Annotated in this window: 19 protein-coding genes; 17 read left to right on the plus strand and 2 right to left on the minus strand. The window is 39.4% G+C overall.

All coding sequences use genetic code 11. The features are described from left to right. The first annotated feature begins 1 nt into the window (after position 1). From BUB37_RS05665 to BUB37_RS05675, 3 genes are read left to right on the plus strand one after another with little or no spacing between them, the layout of a single operon-like run. Positions 2-1,000 carry an NADP-dependent oxidoreductase gene (locus tag BUB37_RS05665; protein WP_072990075.1) on the plus strand — a complete coding sequence of 333 codons (999 nt, stop codon included), beginning with the start codon at positions 2-4 and terminating at the stop codon, positions 998-1,000. A 32-nt stretch (positions 1,001-1,032) separates the two neighbouring features. Beyond that, complete coding sequence (locus tag BUB37_RS05670) at positions 1,033-2,193, plus strand: iron-containing alcohol dehydrogenase (protein ID WP_072990078.1); 1,161 nt, start codon at positions 1,033-1,035, stop codon at positions 2,191-2,193. Between the two features lie 28 nt (positions 2,194-2,221). Then, a complete protein-coding gene (locus BUB37_RS05675; protein WP_072990081.1) occupies positions 2,222-2,899 on the plus strand; it encodes a type 1 glutamine amidotransferase domain-containing protein in 678 nt (225 codons plus the stop codon). 67 nt (positions 2,900-2,966) lie between these two features. Here BUB37_RS05675 and BUB37_RS05680 read toward each other — a convergent pair whose 3' ends face one another. Then, entirely contained in the window at positions 2,967-3,509 is a 543-nt protein-coding gene (locus tag BUB37_RS05680; protein WP_072992546.1) for a dihydrofolate reductase family protein, read from the minus strand. Between the two features lie 148 nt (positions 3,510-3,657). After that, positions 3,658-4,338 (minus strand): metal-dependent hydrolase, encoded by a 681-nt coding sequence (locus tag BUB37_RS05685; RefSeq protein WP_072992549.1) that lies wholly within the window; start codon positions 4,336-4,338, stop codon positions 3,658-3,660. A 319-nt stretch (positions 4,339-4,657) separates the two neighbouring features. On the opposite strand from BUB37_RS05685, the gene BUB37_RS05690 reads away from it, so the two are divergent. The 14 genes from BUB37_RS05690 (at position 4,658) to BUB37_RS05760 (ending at position 19,886) form a co-directional block, all read left to right on the plus strand. Next, a complete protein-coding gene (locus BUB37_RS05690) occupies positions 4,658-5,047 on the plus strand; it encodes a hypothetical protein (protein WP_072990084.1) in 390 nt (129 codons plus the stop codon). A 2-nt stretch (positions 5,048-5,049) separates the two neighbouring features. Next, the gene (locus tag BUB37_RS05695; protein WP_072990087.1) at positions 5,050-6,099 is read left to right on the plus strand and encodes a radical SAM protein; all 1,050 of its coding nucleotides are present in this window, start codon (positions 5,050-5,052) and stop codon (positions 6,097-6,099) included. Beyond that, a complete protein-coding gene (locus tag BUB37_RS05700; RefSeq protein WP_072990090.1) occupies positions 6,096-10,124 on the plus strand; it encodes an NACHT domain-containing protein in 4,029 nt (1,342 codons plus the stop codon). The genes BUB37_RS05695 and BUB37_RS05700 overlap by 4 nt, the downstream gene beginning before the upstream one ends. A 230-nt stretch (positions 10,125-10,354) precedes the next feature. Beyond that, positions 10,355-10,906 (plus strand): RNA polymerase sigma factor, encoded by a 552-nt coding sequence (locus BUB37_RS05710; RefSeq protein ID WP_072990114.1) that lies wholly within the window; start codon positions 10,355-10,357, stop codon positions 10,904-10,906. 101 nt (positions 10,907-11,007) lie between these two features. Next, positions 11,008-11,589, plus strand: coding sequence for a YceI family protein (locus BUB37_RS05715; protein ID WP_212635260.1), 582 nt, complete (start codon positions 11,008-11,010; stop codon positions 11,587-11,589). Between the two features lie 11 nt (positions 11,590-11,600). Beyond that, the gene (locus BUB37_RS05720; RefSeq protein ID WP_072990120.1) at positions 11,601-12,056 is read left to right on the plus strand and encodes a DUF6789 family protein; all 456 of its coding nucleotides are present in this window, start codon (positions 11,601-11,603) and stop codon (positions 12,054-12,056) included. A gap of 252 nt (positions 12,057-12,308) precedes the next feature. Beyond that, positions 12,309-12,686, plus strand: a complete 378-nt coding sequence (locus BUB37_RS05725; protein WP_072990123.1) for a DoxX family membrane protein — start codon at positions 12,309-12,311, stop codon at positions 12,684-12,686. Between the two features lie 320 nt (positions 12,687-13,006). After that, positions 13,007-14,332 carry a hypothetical protein gene (locus tag BUB37_RS05730; RefSeq protein ID WP_072990126.1) on the plus strand — a complete coding sequence of 442 codons (1,326 nt, stop codon included), beginning with the start codon at positions 13,007-13,009 and terminating at the stop codon, positions 14,330-14,332. Between the two features lie 26 nt (positions 14,333-14,358). Further along, positions 14,359-17,037 (plus strand): toxin-antitoxin system YwqK family antitoxin, encoded by a 2,679-nt coding sequence (locus BUB37_RS05735; RefSeq protein WP_139278074.1) that lies wholly within the window; start codon positions 14,359-14,361, stop codon positions 17,035-17,037. Between the two features lie 111 nt (positions 17,038-17,148). Continuing rightward, positions 17,149-17,889, plus strand: a complete 741-nt coding sequence (locus BUB37_RS05740; protein WP_072992551.1) for a hypothetical protein — start codon at positions 17,149-17,151, stop codon at positions 17,887-17,889. A 32-nt stretch (positions 17,890-17,921) separates the two neighbouring features. Beyond that, complete coding sequence (locus BUB37_RS05745; protein WP_072990133.1) at positions 17,922-18,623, plus strand: hypothetical protein; 702 nt, start codon at positions 17,922-17,924, stop codon at positions 18,621-18,623. A 37-nt stretch (positions 18,624-18,660) separates the two neighbouring features. Then, positions 18,661-19,047, plus strand: a complete 387-nt coding sequence (locus BUB37_RS21420) for a carboxypeptidase-like regulatory domain-containing protein (protein ID WP_072990135.1) — start codon at positions 18,661-18,663, stop codon at positions 19,045-19,047. Further along, positions 19,040-19,528 carry a hypothetical protein gene (locus BUB37_RS05755; RefSeq protein ID WP_072990157.1) on the plus strand — a complete coding sequence of 163 codons (489 nt, stop codon included), beginning with the start codon at positions 19,040-19,042 and terminating at the stop codon, positions 19,526-19,528. The genes BUB37_RS21420 and BUB37_RS05755 overlap by 8 nt, the downstream gene beginning before the upstream one ends. Further along, positions 19,515-19,886: a hypothetical protein gene (locus tag BUB37_RS05760; protein WP_072990180.1), complete on the plus strand. Its 372-nt coding sequence runs from the start codon at positions 19,515-19,517 to the stop codon at positions 19,884-19,886. The genes BUB37_RS05755 and BUB37_RS05760 overlap by 14 nt, the downstream gene beginning before the upstream one ends. Positions 19,887-19,917: the final 31 nt, after the last annotated feature.

Genomic DNA, 19,917 nt, shown 5'->3' on the forward strand with positions numbered 1-19,917 from the left:
GATGAACAAGACGATCATATTAAAGAAAAGGCCCGTAGGCAGGCCCACCTTGGAAGATTTTGAATTTCAGGAAACCTCGGTGGCCTCTTCCCTTTCAGATGGCGAACTGCTTTTGGAGGCCAAATACATTTCGGTAGATCCCTATTTAAGGGGGCGCATGAGCGATGCCAAATCCTATGTGCCGCCTTTTGAACTGGGAAAACCCATAAGCTCCGGGGTCGTAGCGGAAGTGATCGCCTCAAAGAACGCCGATTTTAAGGAGGGCGATTTTGTTTCGGGAATGCTCGAATGGAAAACCCAACAGGTAACGGATGGCAAGGGGCTACAGAAGGTATCGAAGGACAAGGCGCCCCTAAGTGCTTATTTGGGCGTTATTGGCATGACGGGCCTTACCGCCTACTTGGGACTCCATGAAATTGGCAAGCCCAAGGCCGGCGAAACCCTGGTCGTATCCGGGGCTGCCGGTGCGGTAGGCAGTGTCGTGGGACAGATCGGAAAGATTTTGGGGCTGAACGTTATCGGTATTGCCGGTAGCGATGAAAAAACCGAAATGCTGATCGAGAAATTCGGTTTCGACCACGCCATCAACTATAAGACCACCGACGATATGAAGGCCGCCATCGAAAAAGCGGCACCCAAGGGGGTGGATATCTATTTTGACAATGTAGGCGGACCCATTTCCGATGCCGTATTGTTCAGCATCAACAAGTTTGCCCGTATCATCATCTGTGGGGCCATATCGGTCTACAACGATACCGAAGCGCCCAAGGGACTGGCAGTACAGCCCTTTTTGGTAAAGAACAGTGCATTGATGCAAGGCTTTATCGTTTCGAACTATGCGGACAAATTCCCGCAGGCAATCGGCCAATTGGCCCAATGGCTGCAAGAGGGTAAATTAACCTACGAAGAGACAATCGTCGAAGGTTTTGAAAATACGCCCCAGGCCTTTATCGATCTGTTCGACGGAAAAAACAAAGGGAAGATGGTGGTTAAAATCTAAGCCCACTCCCATAACCCATAAATAAAAAAGTGATGAATAATTTTGAATATAAAAATCCGACCAAAATCATATTTGGAAAGGATACCATTGAAAAGTTGGCCTCTGAAATTCCTTCGGATGCCAAGGTATTGATGCTCTACGGAGGTGGAAGCATCAAAAAGAACGGTATTTACGATCAGGTAAAGACGGCCCTATCGGCAAGCGATGTGGTGGAGTTCGGCGGTATTCCCGCCAACCCCGAGTACGCCGTGCTTATGGAAGCCCTGAAAGTGATCAAGGAAGAGAATATTACCTACCTACTGGCCGTTGGCGGGGGGTCGGTGATCGACGGTACCAAGTTTTTATCCGCCGCCGCAGTGTACGAAGGCGATGAACCCTGGGATATTGTAAAGAACAAGGTGCGTCCCGAAAAGGCCATGCCCTTTGGTACGGTACTTACCCTACCGGCCACGGGATCTGAAATGAATTCGGGTACCGTTATCTCTAGAAAAGAGACCCAAGAAAAGCTGGCCTTCGGCGGCCCGGCCCTATTTCCCCAATTTTCGGTTCTGGATCCACAGGTCATCCGATCTATTCCAAAAAGGCAACTGGCCAATGGAATCACCGATGCCTTTACCCATGTGTTGGAACAATACATGACCTATCCTGCTGGGGGACTTCTACAGGATCGTTTTGCGGAGAGTATCTTGCAGACCCTGATCGAGGTGGCCCCACGGGTGCTAAAAGACCCAAGTGACTATGAGGCGGCGGCCAACTTTATGTGGAGCTGTACCATGGCGCTGAACGGACTCATTCAACAAGGGGTTCCCGGCGACTGGGCCGTGCATATGATGGGCCACGAGCTTACGGCCCTCTTTGGCATCGACCACGCACGTACCTTGGCCGTTATTGCCCCTAGCCATTACAAGTACAATTTTGAGGCTAAAAAGGAAAAATTGGCCCAGTATGCGGAACGGGTCTGGAACCTTACCGAAGGAAGTATGGACGATAAGGCCTATGCGGCCATTGAAAAGACCGAAGCCTTTTTTAAGGAACTGGGCATCGATACCAAGCTCTCCGATTACACGTCGGACTATGAAGGTACGGCTGAAACCATTGCACAACGCTTTACCGACCGTGGCTGGAAGGGACTTGGCGAACGCCAGGCCCTAAGGCCGCAAGATGCCGAGAAAATCGTAAAAATGGCCTACTAGGTCGCTACTAATTTAAGAGACTAAAAAGATGAAAATATTGTTTGTTTTAACCTCCCACGATCAATTGGGGGATACAGGAAAAAAAACGGGATTCTGGATAGAGGAATTTGCCAATCCCTATTATACCCTATTGGACAAAGGGGCCGAGATTACCTTGGCAACCCCAAAAGGGGGCGCCGCGCCCATTGACCCCAGTAGTGATACGCCCGATGCCAGTACGAAGGACACCGAGCGATTTAACAACGATCCCCTTGCACAGGAAAAGATCAAGAACACCAAGGTCTTGGCCGATATGAGGGCCGATGATTTTGATGCGGTCTTCTATCCCGGTGGACACGGTCCCCTATGGGATCTGGCAACGGATGCCCGTTCCAAGGCCTTGATCGAAAAGTTCAATGAGCAGGACAAGCCCATTGCCTTCGTATGCCACGCCCCAGCCGCTCTAAAAGAGGTAAAGGGAAAGGATGGCGACTTTCTGGTTAAGGGCAAAAAGGTGACGGGATTCACCAATACCGAGGAAGCAGCGGTGCAGCTTACCGACGTAGTGCCTTTTCTGGTAGAGAACGCACTCAAAGAAAACGGAGGCATTTTTTCGAGGGCCGATGATTGGGCCGCCTATGCCGTACAGGACGGTAATTTGATTACGGGCCAAAACCCTGCCTCGTCCGAATTGGTGGCCGAGAAACTGTTGGCCAGTTTAAATTAGGGCAAAATGCACCAAATGATAAAAGCCTGTGAGCATTGGTTCGCAGGCTTTTTTATGGTTTTGGCTCTTATGCACCGTATTGTACTCGGTAGCTGTTAAGCTGTAGACCGCCATCGTGCGATTCGGTTTCCACAAGTTCCAATTGGCAGCCTTGTGTCGATTCCCCAAAAAGGCGTACCCCTTTACCCAGGATCAAGGGATTGACCTTTACCTTTAGCACATCGATCAGTTGTTTGTCAAAGAGCCATCCCGCAAAAACGCCGCCCCCACATACATAAATATCGGTTTTTGAACTTTCTTTCAATTTGTGGATGGTATCCACATCATAATCGGGAACCACATGAACCTTCTCGTGCGTATTGTCAAATTTTAGGGTCTTGGAAAATATGTAGTGGTCCATATGCGCATAGGCGGGTTGCCCAGGCTGCAATCCGTAGGCATACCCAAACTCATAAGTATTCCTACCCATGATGGTGGTCTCGTATTGCTGTAGGTCCGCCATGTATTTGACCACCCCGCTTCCTTCACTTACAAAGCCGCTGATATCGCTATCCGCCCCACAGATAAATCCGTCCAAGGAAACGGCCACATAATACACAAGTTTTTGCATCGTACTGTATTTTAAGTTATGTAAGTTACGCATTTACAGTATAATGCAAACGAATGTACCTAAAAATGGGACACAGATAAGGTCCATTACAAAATAAAAAAGCCTGAAAACCGAGGTTTCCAGGCCTTGTAAACGATCAATATCCTGTTTAAATGGAGACGGACTCCCCTACTTCGAGCAACAGCAGTTCCTTTCCGGCCTTTTTAAACTTTTCCTTGGCCGCTTCGTGGTCTATTTTTATAAAGGGAAAAGAGTCGTAATGCACGCCCATAACCCGGTTGCATTCCACAAAGTCGCTGGCGATAATGGCATCGTCGACGCCCATGGTCACCACGTCGCCTACGGGCAGTACGGCCAGGTCGATCTTGGTCTGCATGGGGATCAGTTTCATATCCATGGTCAATGCGGTATCGCCCGCCACGTAAATGCTCTTTTCTCCGTGGGTAAAGACAAAGCCGCCCGGGTTACCGCCATAGCTGCCATCGGCAAAACTGCTACTGTGTAGGGCGGTAACGTATTTTACCCTTCCGAAATCAAATTCGCGTACCCCACCCAGGTTCATGGGCATGGCATTGAGTCCCTTTTCGGCATAGTGGCTATAGATCTCAAAATTGCTGACAATGGTAGCGCCCGTATTCTTGGCAATGGCCTCGGCATCGAGGGTATGGTCGTAATGGGCGTGGGTAAGGAAAATATAGTCGGCCTTTAGCTGCATAATGTCCACCTTGTCCTTCGCCAGGTCGTTATCGGTAACAAAGGGATCTACGATAATGTTCTTGTTTCCTATTTCTATGGCCAGGCAATTGTGGCCGTAATGTGTGATCTTCATGGGTATCGATTTTAAAACGGGAATGAAATTACTAAGGGAAATGTTTTTTTCCAACCCTGGGGCACTAAATAACAAGGATAGGCCTTAAACAAAACCCCATATAGCTTAGGATTAAGGGGTTATGTTGATTAATCTGTTGATAGGATTTATATACGAATGGCCTATAACAGCCATGGAATTATTAATTTGGGTGGATCGAAAACCCTTTGGGGTATTTGGTCGTTCTCATTAAAGCAAAAACAAAGTACAGATTAAAAAATGTAATTTCTCGAAACAGAACGAATAACAAAAAGAGATTATTCATATCAAAACTAAAAAAATGAAAATAAGAAATGACTTCGTATCGAATAGTAGTTCTGTTAGCTACATTATAACAATGAAAAAAGATATTGTTGAAACGTTTGAAAGATTCTATGGTGATTACCGAGATAAAGAAATTCAAAAAGTAACCGAGTTTTTGAAAAATGACATTTCTGAAAATGGTACGAGAATTTATATGGAAGGGGAAGAAATGTTATTCAAAAAGATTGAATTTGCAACTGATGGAGATACTACTAATAGAGAATGGATTGAAGAAGAAGGAAAAGAAGTTGATGTTGAAAAAATGACTGATGAAGAATTGTGGAGTTACATATTTGGAGAATATATTCTTAAAGGAGAAATTGCTAAAATAGCTGGCTTTGGTTCAACACAAGTAGAAACTTATTAGATATGGCATTAATTAGAAGACATAGTGAAGGGTACAATTTTGTAGCTGACAATGAAACTGGAGTTACGATGAGATGGGGTAAAACTTTTAAAGATGACCCTTATCGAGCACCTCTACCGGAATTAGTAGATATTTCAATTTCAAATCATTGTACCAAAGGGTGTTCCTTTTGTTATCGGGATAGTGTTCCGAACAATGTTTTTATGAGTTTAGAAGATTATGAATTTGCCATTAAATCATTGAATAGCGAAAGATGGGGTAATGTTTTTCAAGTTGCTCTTGGCGGTGGTGAACCATTAGAACATCCTAATTTTATAGAAATATTAAAAATTTCACGTAAATACAATGTAGTACCAAATTTCACTACAAATGCTATGCACATAACCAAAGAATTAGCTGCTGAGATTAAACCTCTCGTAGGAGCTGTTGCTATTTCATTTCCAAATATTAGAAGTATTCCTAAATCAAAAGCTCAGATATTCATTGAAGAAGGTATAAGAACAAATATCCATTTTATTCTGGATAAGAAGAGTATTAAGCAAGGAATTGAAATTTTAGAAGGAAACCACAACGATATTTTAAAAGGTTTTAACTCTCTCATTTTTCTAACATTTAAACCAATGGGAAGAGGTGACGACAGTTTATGTCTTGAACTAAATGACGACTTAAAAAAGTTTTGTCAACTTATTGATAAAAATAAGTGCTCTTTAAATATTGGTTTTGATTCTTGTTTTATGCCAATGCTAATGCACTTTACAAATACTACAATTGATTTTATTGAGCCTTGTGAGTGTGCATTTTTTTCAGCATATATTGATGAAAATCTAGTTGTTAAACCTTGTTCGTTTACTAGTCACAACAGAGATAACCATAGTTTGAAAGATAATTCATTTGATGAAATTTGGAATAACCATTGGGAATCGTATCGAAGTGCTCAAGTAAACACTTGTCAAAGAGAGTGCAAAAACTCAAGCAATTGTAGAGGTGGTTGTCCCTATTACGACCAAATTAATCTTTGCAAAACCAGTGAACCAGCAAAAGCTCTTATATGACAAGTTTTCAATGGAGTCAATTTGAGCAAAATCAACAAGCTAAAGATATTAGTTTTGAATCTTTTTGTTTTCAAGTTGCGTACATAAAATATAAGGATTATGGTTATTTTGAAAACTTCTACAATACACCAGGCTCAGAATATTATCTTACACTTCATTCAGACTGTCCTGAACTGAATCTTAACGCTGGTGATGAGATTGGCTGGCAGGTGAAATGGTGGTTTAATAGTGAAGAAAATACATCACTTACAGCAAATAGGCGTGATGAGTTAGAAAAAGGTTTTACTACAACACTTAAAAGACATCCTAATATAAAATTATGGATTATTTGTACTCCGGGAAGTTTTGTTGAAGATAAATTTATTGAGCTAAAAACAACGTTAGCAAAACTAAAATCAGATATAATAATTTCTCATTGGAACAAAGACTCATTCACCAATTTCCTGACTCAAGAATTTGACAAATTCAATGATGTCTTTAACCATTACTTCAATACGAATTTTATTGGTTTTGAATTTATTAAAAAATATTCCCAAAGGAGAATAGAAGATTTACAAAAGAAATTTGACACAGACTTATATACACCATCACATTATGATGATGAAGTCTTTTTTGTAATGAGCTATAAAGCAATATTTGAAGAGATTGAAATAAAAATCAAATACTTACAAGATGATTTAGATGAAATAGAAAAAGACGACTCATTTAATGCTAAATTCACGGCTTTTGATATAGAATATATAGAAACAGCTCAAGCATTACTAAAGAAGTGTGTTCAAATATCAAAAGAAGCCATCAGCATTATTACATCCGGATTATCAATAGGAAAAGTCGAAATTCTTAAATCCTTATTGCTTTCTTTCGCTAAAGAATATAAAAGTTCAGCAATTATTCTAGATAGGAAAATCAAATCAAAAGAATACATTATTGATGAGAAAAACTGGAATGAAATACATACAAATGAAAGATATCTCGTCCCTTCAATAACAAAACTTAGAGATTATCTTATATCATCAAAAGAAGATGAGGAAAGCTGTCTATTAGATTTTATCAATGATGTAAAAACAAAGGACATTCATATTCTAAGTAGTGCTGGTTACGGTAAAACTAATATAGCTTGTAATATATGTGTAGAAACACTAGAAAAAAATATTCCTTCATTATTAATCTTGGGTTCGTCATTTAGAAAAACTGAATTTCCACAAACAATAATATTAGAGCAATTAGGAATAAGCACTCAATACACCTTCAAACAGTTTTTGCAAGCATTAAATACTCTAGGATTTACAAAAGGTGTTAAAATACCAATTATAGTAGATGGTCTAAATGAAAGTAAACCATTTGACGATATTTGGAAATCTAATATTAAAGATATTATAAGAGATATTAACGAGCTTGAATATGTTTTATTAATTACAACTTGTAGAAATCGTTATGTAGAAGCAATTTTCGAAGAACCTGACATCACTAAAATACCAAATGCAAAAACACTTAGCGGACTTACTGAAAAACAAAGACTTGAAGCAATACCAAAATACTTTAAGAAGTACAATATCATACCAACATCTTGGAATTTTAATCAAGATTTATTTATCAATCCACTTCTATTAAAAATTTTTTCAGAAGTAAATAAAGATTCCGATAATCTCCACATTTCTTTAGAAAACGTATTTGAAAGTATTGATAGCTATATTCATCAAATTGAGGAAAAGTCAAGTATTGTTGACTCTTCAATTGATAAAATTCTAAAGAAAAGAGTAAAAGGCAAAATAAGTGAATACTGTCTTAATTTATGGAAGAATAATACAAGAGAAATATCTCTTGAAGATTTTCATTCTATTGTGGCTCCTGAAAGTCCCACAATTTCGAATAGTCTAACTCAAAAATTATTGGATGAAGGTTTATGTTTTCAAAAAAACTTAGATGACGAAAATGAAACTGTTCAGTTTACTTACGATTTAGTTGCAGGATATGCTATAGCATCAAAAGTCCTTCTAAATAATATAACAAAGTCGGAACAAGTAAAAAACGCATTAATTGGACTTGGTGTGGAGAAGATGCTTTTTAACGAAAAAACTTACCATCCTCTTCGTCAAGATATCTTAATGTCACTTTTGCACTTGTTACCTACCAGATTTGGCATTCAATTATTCGAATTATTTGAAAACGACTCTGTTTTAGAAGAAGCATATAACAACATTGACTATTTTGTTGATAACCCTGAAGGACAAATAAAAATTCTAAAAAATATTCAAAATGAAGCCAAAGACAGTCGGAATATAAAAATATTGTTTGAAAAACTTTTTGAAAATAATTATAAAAAAGAAGTTCACGGCTTAGGTGAATTTACAATTAAAGTTCTTTCTTCTTTATCACAAGTTGAAATAGATATACATTGGAGCGAATTAATTAGAAAAAATAAACATTCTGTTCACCCTTTACTTAGAGAAATAAATCAGATTTATTTAAAAAGTAGTATTATAGAAAGAAATACTGAACAAGATTTGTATTTATCATTTTTATCAACTACTTCAAGTGATAAATCAATCAGAAGTTTAGCAACTGAAAATTTATTTTTAATTGGTAAAAAACATCCTGAAAAATTATTAGAATTAGCAAACATTACAATTTCTTTTCCAGATATAAATAGTCTTGAATCGATTGTTGTTGCAATTTGTGGTACTACCCTGTCAATACGAAGTAAAAATTTCACTCAAAACTGTCTTACATTTTTAGAGACTCAATTCATCCCTAATTTTGACAATACACATATTTGCATTATAGAATACATCTTTACCATTCAAGAATTTGCCAAAACAATCTTCAATCTGGATTTTACAAAAGAAGTATTATTCTCGAAAGAAAATTACAATATTTCGATTGATGAAAAAATCAAAGAAGAAATAGGAAAAAACATTTATCACGATTGGCATTTTGGTCTTGACTTATATGATTTTAATAAATATCAAATAAAAGGTATTGCTTCTGACCATTACGATAAAAGAGATACATTTACATCATCTGAATGTCTTGCTATCATATTAAGTAATGTAAAAATGAAAGGCTATGATGAAAGTAGATTTGAATTAATAAATAAGGATTTCCAAGAAGATAGGAATTACAAATATGGAGGAAGTAGAGGAAATGACAACTTGATTAAATATTCAGAAAAATACTTATGGCAATCATATTTTGAGTTGGTAGGCTATCTCGTTTTAGATGGGCGTTTAAAATCAGAAGATGGAAAAAGATTCAGAAGTAGTGACAATTTTTTTGACCCAACATTTCCTAGATTACCAAGAAAATTTCAGTTAATTACTAGTTGTTTATTTCCTACTAAAGGTGATAATATACAAGATTGGATTAATTCAGAAGACGATAATCTTGTAGACGAATTTCTAATTCACGACTTATATACAGATGATGAATGGGTATTACTTTCTCTAAGTATGACTCAAGAAGGCAATAATGACACAAGAATAAATGTGCATCTCAGTAGTTTTCTAATCCCTGATAATGATATTGAGAATTTAAAAAGTACTATTAATTCCGGAAGATTTCATCATAATTCAACTTCTTTTCATCAAATATACTCAGGAGAAATAAATTGGAGTGATTCTGTAATTCCAAGTGAAGATGACTACTATAATGATGGGTTGAATTTAATCGATGTTATGCGAGAATATTCATGGACTAGTTGGACAACTAATCGTTTTGAAAACCCTCATTTTGAATTTTTAAATCCTGAGCTTTCTAAAATGTTAGACTTGGAATTTAATCCTAATGACTTATGTTTTTACAATAAGAAAAGTGAACAAGTAACTAAAATTGTTTGGACGGAAAATTCAAAACTTTATTATGCTAAAAAAGAGATAATAGAAGGATTGACTGAAAAGTTGAAAAAGGAATATGTTTGGTATCAATTTGTATCTAAGTATGGAGAGTTTGGAAAATATCAAGACAATGAATTGAATCCATCATATAAAGCTTTAAGGAAAATAATACAATATAAAGATACTGTTTAAAAAACTAATTTAACAAGCGCACCTTCCTCCCCCCCACCAATCAAAAAACCGCATTCCCACAAGTCCCTTTTCGGGACTTTTTTTGTATCCCGCTGAAATCGGAAAGCGCAGAAGAAAGCCTTACCGAAACGGGTGTACCAAAAACCACGGTTAAATGGGCATGTCCCCAAAACAAAACCGTTGTCCCTACCCTGTTGTAGGAAATCCAAAAAAATTACGACCAATGGAACATGAACAACATTACAATCGACTTAAAGACCGAGAACAACTTTACCTTCGGTAAATTGTACCGCGACAATTTTGCCAAAATCGCAAAGTTTGTAAAAAACAACAGCGGAAACCAAGCCGATGCCGAAGACCTTTTTCAAGATGCCATGATGGTGCTTGTAGAAAAGCTTAGACAAGACAACTTTCAACTTACGGCATCAATAGACACCTATGTCTATGCCATTTGCAAAAACCTGTGGTTTAAAAAGCTTCGCGACAAAAACTACGAGCTTTCGGTAGACGAAATGCAATCCTTCGATTTTTTAAGCTCCATTAACGATTCCATTGAAGACGAAAAAAACTATTTGGAAAGGCTCAAGGGCTATTTGCTCAAAATTACCGACCATTGCAACAGGCTTATCCACGACATTTTCTTTAAGGAAAAGGCCATTGGGCAAATTCAAAAAGACTATGGCTATTCTTCACGCCATAACGCTCAAAACCAAAAGCATAAGTGTGTAGAGCAAATCAGAAAAGTAAAGGAGAAAGAAGAAAAATTAAAAAAAGTCGGGTGACCTGGGTGATTTTTTGAAACCATTGGTATAAAGGTATGGATAGTTCATTTTGGCTATCGTAACCTTAAAATTAAAATACAATGGTTTCAACAATCAAAACAATGGTTTTCGCAGTAGCCATTACTGCCTTAGGTACACTTTCGGTAAACGCACAAAATGCCTCTATGTGGAAAGTGGACAAGTCGCACACCTCCGTCAATTTTTCCGTAAACCACTTCTTTTCGGCGGTTACCGGAAAATTTACGGACTTTGACGGAACGGTACATTTCGACCCCAACAACCTAAAGGGAAGCAAGGCCGATTTTACGGTAGCGGTCAACAGCATTGATACCGATGACGCCAAACGGGACAAGCACCTGCAATCGGCGGACTTCTTTGACGCGGCGACCTATTCGAAAATAACCTTTACATCTACCAAATTCACAAAAAATTCCGATAAGGAATATGTAATGCACGGAAAATTGACCATTAAGGACAAAACAAAGAATGTAAAGCTTCCCATGAAAATAACGGGAGAAATGGAGCATCCGATGATGAAGGGCACCCTTATTCTAGGGGTAGTGATCGATACGACGATCGACAGAACCGATTACGGCGTTGGTACGGGAGACTGGGCCGCTACCATGGTCGTAGGCGACGAAGTGCGAATTCATATTCCAATGGAGTTAAACCGTAAACAATAAACCGATCAGTTATGAACACAAAAATTAAAAGAAGCGTATGGGCAGGTATTATCGGTACGGCCGTAATGACCGTGGTAATGATGATCGCCCCCATGATGGGCATGCCCAAAATGTCGCCTCCAAAAATGCTTTCGGGAATGTTGGGAATGCCCCTTTTTATAGGCTGGATAATGCATTTTATGATTGGAATAGCCTTTGCCCTCGCCTACACCTATTGGTTCGTTTTTATACACAAAATCGGCAATGTTTGGCTAAAAGGCACCGTATTCGGCATTATCGCCTTTGCCTTTGCCCAATTGATGATGGGAACAATGGGAATGATGATGTCCATGCCCAAAATGGAAGGTCCCATGGTCTTAAATGCCATCGGTAGCTTAGTGGGGCACATCATTTTTGGAATGGCCGTGGCCAAAACCCTTGGCGAGGCGTATTCTGTGAATGGCTCCTGCGCAACGAAAACGGCATAGAACGGTCTACAACAATACGGACCATGGATCCACAAGCCCCTTTACGGGGCTTTTTTTGTGCCCGACACAAAACCAAAACAAAAGGGCGGGGAATTTGAAAACAAGGTTTACCGATAGGCAGCCCCTGTTTTCTTCAGGTCTTTACGGGTCAAACACAACCTTACATAAACAACTGGCTGTCAAAAGAAAACCGTTGTTTTTATAAGCCATAATGATTAACTTTATAAATATTCCAACCCTAACAATAGAACCATGAAAAGCAAAGTACTTACCGTATTGTGTGTCTTATTCGGACTAATGATGATCAATGCCGGATTGAACAAATTCCTTAACTACATGCCCATGCCCGAGGTATCGGAAGCGATGATGCAGGTGATGAACGGGTTTATGGCCGTAAAATGGATTTTTCCACTGGTGGCCCTTGTCGAAATTATCGGGGGCGCCTTGATCGCCATTCCCAAGACCCGTGCCTTGGGAGCCTTGGTCATTCTCCCCGTAATGGTTGGTATCATGGTCCACCACCTGGTACACGACATGGCGGGCCTTGTGATACCCTTGGTCATGTTCGCCATCAACCTTTGGGCCATTGCCGCCAACTGGGACAAATACGCCCCGATCGTTAAGGGCTGACAACGCCGGGTGATATTCGGGTTTCCTCCACCACTGCCCTTCTGCCATAGAATAACCATCATACCCTACATGAGGGTCTAGGTGATTTTTGCCCTTTTCCCGATTCCTTGTAAGGCACTGACACGCCGTGTCTCCATCACATAGCACTTATTCAAATTCATAAAAATATACTGCCGATCCGCCTTGCCTAAAACATCCTTAAACCTTAGATGTACGGGCATATTCTTCCCCGTCACAAAATGATATTTCCCTGAAAATAGGGATAAATCCTCTCGGCCTATATAGCATTTTTGTGGTTCAAAGTAACAACACCTACTCGTATGAACCTCAAAGAACAGTCGTTAAACACATTAACACGCATCTGTGAAGTACTTTTTAAATCACATTTTAACCCCGAATTAAAAGACGAACTGGAAGCTGTTTTCTATCATAGGAAAAAAGTTGACTTCGAAAAGCTGTATCCTGAGAAAAAACTAACACCTCAAGACAGAATCACCCTTTTCATCATCGATAAACTAGACGAATTGGAGTTGATTTATGTGAACGACTATTGTTTTGATATGTATGATGCTTTGGACATTTATAAATTTTTCCATCACATTGAAGTTCCCTATGACCACACCAACGAAGAACTCGAAACCGACGAAGTAGCGAGTTATAATTTCCTTAATGGGCTATTTGAAAAACACCAACAAAAGGTTTTGATTATCGATATCGACGGCGATAACTTGGTGTTCTTGCCAGTAGCATTCAACGACCTTAAAGAATTACAAAAACTATGTTTGAACAATTCTTATTTTAAGGTTTCCGATACCATTGCAGACCCCAGCATACCTATAAAGGATGCTTTTGAACTGCTCCCTTTGCTATACGAGAAAAAAAGACCTGAAACCCCTGTTTGTTTTACAGACCGCTCCATAAATTCCAAGAACTTTTTTAAGATATTGAACAGCGACTTGTTACAGGACCGCACCACTTACTGGCTTTACAATAATCTGGAAGAATATGTAGAGATTCTTAGAGAGAAAAAAGATGAACATAGAAATATCCTTAAACGTCTTTTTGGGAAAAAAACACAAAATTACTTGATAGCAATAAACAACCCCGATGAAGAATGCTCTTTTTTGTGGAACGATTCAGCCCCGGAACAACTTTATATCCATTATAAATCAAAACTACTGAATACCCGTGACTATTTTTTAAATAACAGCACAAACGATACCCTGCTTCTAAAACCCGATGACCCCTTACAGAAGCTATGGGAACGCACCTTGACCAGTATTGAGAACACAATGTTTTATTTCCCACAGATTGACTATAAAAAATTACGTCAAATTGTAAGCGACATGCGTTTTAGTTCTTCTTCTTATGATGACGAGCACCCCTTTCCCGCAAAACCCTTTGTGTACCATGTGCGCCATATAAATCAAGAAAACCTTAAACAGGAGATATTGCCTATGCTTGGTATAAAGGTGGGGCTGGATATGTTTTATTATAAATCGTATCAGAAAGACTACTTGGTCTACTTTTCTAAAGAAAATGAAGAAATGGAACTTATTCTAGGCAATCAGCCCGAACGTTATTTTTGGTCCGTACACCTCTTTAACGAACTGTACAATGGCCTATACCCAGATAATAGTTTATAAAAACGAATACCATTAATACCAACTCCATGAAATTATATACAACGCTACTTTTAATAGCGACTTTTTCCATAAACGCCTTGGCCCAACAAGACACCCTATGGTTTGACCATAATTGGAACAAAACCACCAAAGACAGCGCACATTATTACAGGCCGCCGGTTAAGAAGGAAGCCTCTGGCCTTTATCGCATTAACGACTATTACCTGGACGGTACCCTGCAAATGACCGGTCTTTCCAAATTTAAGGACAGCGTGCTCCTCGAAGGAAAGGCCTCTTGGTACCGTAGGGATGGTAAAGCAATGCAAACCGAAACTTATAAAAACAATAAATTAAACGGCGTTTGTACTTACTATAAGTACGATACATGTAAAAAGAATACCCGTGAAAATGACATCCCCCTAAGCAATGGGGCAGCAAAAGAAAATTGCATCTATCATATACGGGAAGTTACCTACAAGGACAATTCCCCAATAGAGGAAGTTATTTACGATACCGACAAAAAGGGTGCCCGCGAGGAATATTTCTATAAGCAGGGCAGCGTTTACAAAAAGCTGTTCTATGATACCGAAGGAAAGTTATTGGGTACCTACCATGCATTGGACTATGGCAATGACTACGGCACCTCGGTAAGTTATTACAAGATGCCCATGCGCCCTAAGCGAATTGCGAGGATCAAGGACGGCTTTGAATTGTATTCTTACGCCTACTACCCTAACGGAGAACAACGTAGTAGTTTTGATACCATACAAAAGCTTAAAACCTACTTTGACGAAAAGGGGAAGGTTATGGGCTCCTTGCAGTATAAGGGCGAACTCAGTTACTTATCAATATTACAGGGGAAGCGTTTTGAATTTTACCATGACGAAAGAACGGTAAGGCTAATCGAAACCTATGCGAACGAAAAACGGGTCAACAGCAAAGCCTTTAACACCTTTGGTGTTTTAACAAGCGAAAAATTTTATGACGACACCGAAGTGGTAAAAGTCGTTAGCTATACCGATGATGGCAAAAAACTGGGAGAACTTACCAAAATCAACGGGGAGTTGAACGGTACGGTTCGAAATGAAAACAACCAAATAATCACCTATAAAAACGGCGTCGTTATCAAGGCACAGTACCCCTACCCCAACTCCAAAAAGATATTTGCCAAGCTAAAAGATTCTGTAGTAACGTACTACGACACCATAGGAAAACCCATGGGAACACTTAAGATTGCCTTGAGCAAAAACGGAGGCTTACCGGATAAACTGGAGAATGGATCATATCGCCCGATTCCCGTAGAGGGGACCCTGTTTTTTCACGACCATAAAAATAGAATTGTAGAGAAGACCACCTTCAAAGACTATAAAAAGACCCAAAAAACCATACTTGATTATAGAGACGACCATTGTTTTAGGCAAGAGATGGTCTATAACCGAAACGAAAAACCGATAAAGCACAGCTTCTATTTTAGCAACGGAAACAAACGATCCGAGCTGTTCTATAACCCGGAGACCGAAGAGAAGGAAAAAGGCGTATTCTTTAACGAAAAAGGCGAACAAATCTCAGAGTTCGATTATACGACCCAGACGGGTACTTTTTATGAGTATCATTCCCAATCCGATGCAATTAAGGAAATATCAACCCAAAAAAATGGCGAACTCGTAAGCCGTAAAGACTACCGGATGGAGTATGACAGGAGCCTTAAAGGCCATAAGAACATGCTTCGCGAAGTTATCAATGCCAATGGCGAATCGGCGTTTTACTCCAGACAAGGCACCCTGATCGGCAAGGCTGTTTTTAAAAACGGAAAACCGTGGTCTGGTGTAGTTTACAACAACAATACCCATAGAAAATATGAGGTTAAGGAGGGAAAAAGACACGGGAAGTATATACGTTACGCCGGGAATGGAACAACCATTAAGGAAGAAGGACAGTATCTTAACGATAAAAAGCACGGTACCTTCATAAAATGGACGGGCATCCGAACATCCTACGAGGCAAAGAATACCAAGACCTTAGAGGAGAACTACAAAAATGGTGTAAAAGACGGCTATACCATTACATATGACAAAACCGGAAAGGAGATATCGAAAGTCTTGTATAAGGATGGCAAACGCGAAGGCTATGCCACATCTTACGATAAAAATACCGGTAAAACCTATCGCCTGCTATATAAAAACAACGAGCCCTACGACGGTGTTTTGGTCGACTCGTATGGCAACGAAAAAATATATAAAGACGGAAGCATCGTTAAAGACACCAGACTGACCGAAATTAAGTTTCAAGACAATTACCAAAACATTAAAACCGTTACCACCTATCTCGATGAACACACCCAAAAGAAAGAGGTCTATGATCTAGAGGGTAAACGCCTGCTTACCTATACCGAGGCGTACCGCGAATTGCAGGGCGAAGTGGTTCAGTATAGCAACAACAGGCCCAAGTACAAAGCCGTTTTCAAGAATGGTGAGTTGCAAGAAGGCACCGTTTGGCTAAAAACCTCCAGTAGGTTTCCTTCGGAGAAATATGCCCAATTAAGCAAACAGAACGGTACCGTTACCTTAAAAGCCTACAACGAAAATCAAGAACTTTTGTTTGGTGCCGAGATTGTCCCAAAACTGTACAAAGATTATGGCGAACGTATTTTGTCTTATAGACTGGGCTATGATTTAAAAGTAAGGGGAAGTGATCTTCTACAAATTGATCTATTTGATAATCCGTAGTCCGCAAAGCGTCATGGCATCGGGTATTGCCCAAAAAAGCAATATCCCTGTTTTCAGGGAGCTTTGTGCCATACGGCCACATTACATTTGAAAAAACCAAAAACCATAAAAATGACAAAGTCCCTACTTTTACTGGCAACCATCATTACTTTTCTTTCTTGTAATACGGACGATGATGCCACTCCTGAAAGCACCTTTTTAGACGGGGATTTGGAGATTCGTTCCCAAGCGGATTTGGATGACCCCAACATACAGAATTACAAAACAATAGGCGGTAATCTGGTCGTTCATTATACGGAAAATGTTGAAAATTTAAGCGCATTGGCCCATCTGGAAGAAGTACAGGGCAGCATCATTATCAGTTATAACGATATGTTGACTTCCCTTGAGGGGTTGGAGCGTATTGCAAGCCTAAAGAATTTGCAAATAAGCAATAACCCCGAGTTGATCTCTTTAAACGGACTTGAAAATTTAACCGAACTTTCGGAAGCCCTAAACATCAACGACAACCCCACTCTTAATGACCTATCAGGTCTGTTAAATCTAGAAACGGTGGGTGTACAACTGTCTGTAATGAACAACCCTGCGCTGGGGAATTTAGAGGGATTCAACAGCTTAAGTAAAGTCCAGGAGCTCTTACTGACGAACAATAACAGCCTAACGGATATTAGTGCCCTTGAAGGCCTTTCCCATAGTTCTGAAATCAAAATATATCTCAATTCCAATTTAAGCGACTTTTGTGCCTTGGACAATTGCCTTGCCGAAAATGTCGAAACCATTAGTTTTATTACCCAAGGGAACGCATACAATCCCACCCTACAGGATATAATCGATGGTAACTGCACTAATTGAACGGATAGAAAAGCGTATACCCCATACCGCCCATGACAACAAAGAGCCTTATAAAACTATCGGAGGAGATTCCCGACTTCCCCACACTCAGGTTAATTGAAGAGTACAAATACAGCAATAGCCCTCAAGGAAAAAAGGAGCAAGAAGATATGCTCGGTGAATTGAAGGGCTTGCTTTCCGAGGCGTACCTAGAAACAATGCCCACAAGTGAGCAAGCGTTTCAAGTGCCCGAACCCACGGCACTATATTACGATCACGATCTGGTTTTAGAGCAACTGGACCTGTCTTCTATTTCGGAAAACAGCATGGTGGTCAATGGCAACCTTAGCGTAGACCATTTGATCATAGATGCAGAAATAGATATCAACACTTCCTTGGTCGTAATGGGAAACCTAGAGGCGGAAAATTTCATTTGTTCCGGTAGCGACATTTATGTGGCCAAAACCATTCACGTAGCCAATAGCTTTATAGCGCACTACAATCACGGGCGCATAAGGGCCCAAAAACTATTCGCCCATTTGTTGCTTACCCATGATTATTGGGGATTTGAAATACCCGAATATAAAGCGAACAAAAACTGCCATTGGCAAGACCAAAAGGCCTTTCCCTATTCGGAGGTCATTCAACCCGAATTGATAGAAAGCATGACGGATAATGAGGGTAAAGTGCAACAATGGCCAAACTTTGAAAAAATATGCAACTATATAGAGGCTGATAAAGGTATTTTGAGATAATAGTGATTAGAACCCTCGAAAATAACAACTGTGACAAATGACTGGCAACAAAACAATCACCATAGCCGTACTTTTAGTAACACTCTCTAGTTGCATATCTAGACTAGAACAACATGCACTCTATGGAACCGTAGTCAATATGCAAAAACACCCTATCGCAAATTGTACCATTGGGGAAACAACAACGGATAGTAGTGGGTATTTTTATCTTCCAGAAAAACGCTACAACCAATTTTTACTTTCAGAATTATTCATTATGGAAGCTCCTCCTATTGCATATAACATCCCTGTAAAAAAAGAAGGCTATAAAACCACCTATATTTCATTTATCAATCCCCGAGGTGGCGGCACTAAAAAAGGTGCTTCCCGTAATCTTGACACCATATATTTAAAGAAAAAAATAAACTATAGAACTAATGAATAAAGAATCTTTAGAAAACTGGCTTTCATCCTTAAACCTTAAATACAATAAGGAATATTGGGTCATGAAACTCACCATGAGCACGGTAAATATTGAACATTGGTTTTACAGCCGTAACCAATTAAAACCTGAAGATTTAAAACTTACATTAAGCATGGGCATTTCAGGAGATTGGATAGCACAACTAGAACGAAAAGACCGACTTTTTATAGCGCAATGGCGACAAAGTGGACTAACGGTAGAATCACAACAGCTTAAATATCGCAGACTAATACCGTGGCCAAAACTAGCATCTTATACTAAATTTCCGCTTATAATCCCTGCTTTAGAATCAGCACTCGATGTAAAATTTATACGCCATATTGATATAAGCACAATAGGAATAGAACCAAAACAGTATTTAAAAAAGAACTCTAAAATGCAGCAATGGTTAAAACCCTGTGCTGACACTTTTGGCGAACACATGAGTTATGAAAACGACTAACAACCAAGATGAAATAAAGGCATTGTTGCACGCACTTCCTAAAAAACACAGAAGCGCCTTGATTCCAGCTACACAAAAAGAGTTAGAAGCTTTCAAATATCGCGCAGTTGCTTTTGGAGTTAATAAAATGATTATTAACGAATTACTAGATCTATATACTGTAGCTAATAATTTTAGATATGAAGCCGTTTTAGAATTTCATTCCTGTACTGATGAAAGTATTTTTGAGTGGTGGGAAGACGGTGAACTTTGGCTTGGGCAAAACGATTGTAACACCTTACGATGGGTACATGGCAAATTCTGTTTAGGTGATGCTTCAAATATAAGTTATACAAAAATCATGAGTACGCTAGTTTAATTGCACTCATAAAAGGGTGTATAGATGAAAT

Origin of the sequence: Pseudozobellia thermophila (assembly GCF_900141855.1) — a bacterium.
GTDB classification, from domain to species: Bacteria; Bacteroidota; Bacteroidia; order Flavobacteriales; family Flavobacteriaceae; genus Pseudozobellia; species Pseudozobellia thermophila.

What these genes read in the sequence shown, in the direction of transcription:
- BUB37_RS05715 (WP_212635260.1), top strand. Translation starts at nt 11,008, where the DNA reads ATGGTTTTCGCAGTAGCCATTACTGCCTTAGGTACACTTTCGGTAAAC.
- BUB37_RS05725 (WP_072990123.1), top strand. Translation starts at nt 12,309, where the DNA reads ATGAAAAGCAAAGTACTTACCGTATTGTGTGTCTTATTCGGACTAATG.
- BUB37_RS05690 (WP_072990084.1), top strand. Translation starts at nt 4,658, where the DNA reads ATGAAAATAAGAAATGACTTCGTATCGAATAGTAGTTCTGTTAGCTAC.
- BUB37_RS05720 (WP_072990120.1), top strand. Translation starts at nt 11,601, where the DNA reads ATGAACACAAAAATTAAAAGAAGCGTATGGGCAGGTATTATCGGTACG.
- BUB37_RS05755 (WP_072990157.1), top strand. Translation starts at nt 19,040, where the DNA reads ATGAATAAAGAATCTTTAGAAAACTGGCTTTCATCCTTAAACCTTAAA.
- BUB37_RS05760 (WP_072990180.1), top strand. Translation starts at nt 19,515, where the DNA reads ATGAAAACGACTAACAACCAAGATGAAATAAAGGCATTGTTGCACGCA.
- BUB37_RS05745 (WP_072990133.1), top strand. Translation starts at nt 17,922, where the DNA reads ATGACAACAAAGAGCCTTATAAAACTATCGGAGGAGATTCCCGACTTC.
- BUB37_RS05695 (WP_072990087.1), top strand. Translation starts at nt 5,050, where the DNA reads ATGGCATTAATTAGAAGACATAGTGAAGGGTACAATTTTGTAGCTGAC.
- BUB37_RS05700 (WP_072990090.1), top strand. Translation starts at nt 6,096, where the DNA reads ATGACAAGTTTTCAATGGAGTCAATTTGAGCAAAATCAACAAGCTAAA.
- BUB37_RS05735 (WP_139278074.1), top strand. Translation starts at nt 14,359, where the DNA reads ATGAAATTATATACAACGCTACTTTTAATAGCGACTTTTTCCATAAAC.
- BUB37_RS05675 (WP_072990081.1), top strand. Translation starts at nt 2,222, where the DNA reads ATGAAAATATTGTTTGTTTTAACCTCCCACGATCAATTGGGGGATACA.
- BUB37_RS21420 (WP_072990135.1), top strand. Translation starts at nt 18,661, where the DNA reads ATGACTGGCAACAAAACAATCACCATAGCCGTACTTTTAGTAACACTC.
- BUB37_RS05670 (WP_072990078.1), top strand. Translation starts at nt 1,033, where the DNA reads ATGAATAATTTTGAATATAAAAATCCGACCAAAATCATATTTGGAAAG.
- BUB37_RS05710 (WP_072990114.1), top strand. Translation starts at nt 10,355, where the DNA reads ATGAACAACATTACAATCGACTTAAAGACCGAGAACAACTTTACCTTC.
- BUB37_RS05740 (WP_072992551.1), top strand. Translation starts at nt 17,149, where the DNA reads ATGACAAAGTCCCTACTTTTACTGGCAACCATCATTACTTTTCTTTCT.
- BUB37_RS05685 (WP_072992549.1), bottom strand. Translation starts at nt 4,338, where the DNA reads ATGAAGATCACACATTACGGCCACAATTGCCTGGCCATAGAAATAGGA.
- BUB37_RS05730 (WP_072990126.1), top strand. Translation starts at nt 13,007, where the DNA reads ATGAACCTCAAAGAACAGTCGTTAAACACATTAACACGCATCTGTGAA.
- BUB37_RS05680 (WP_072992546.1), bottom strand. Translation starts at nt 3,509, where the DNA reads ATGCAAAAACTTGTGTATTATGTGGCCGTTTCCTTGGACGGATTTATC.
- BUB37_RS05665 (WP_072990075.1), top strand. Translation starts at nt 2, where the DNA reads ATGAACAAGACGATCATATTAAAGAAAAGGCCCGTAGGCAGGCCCACC.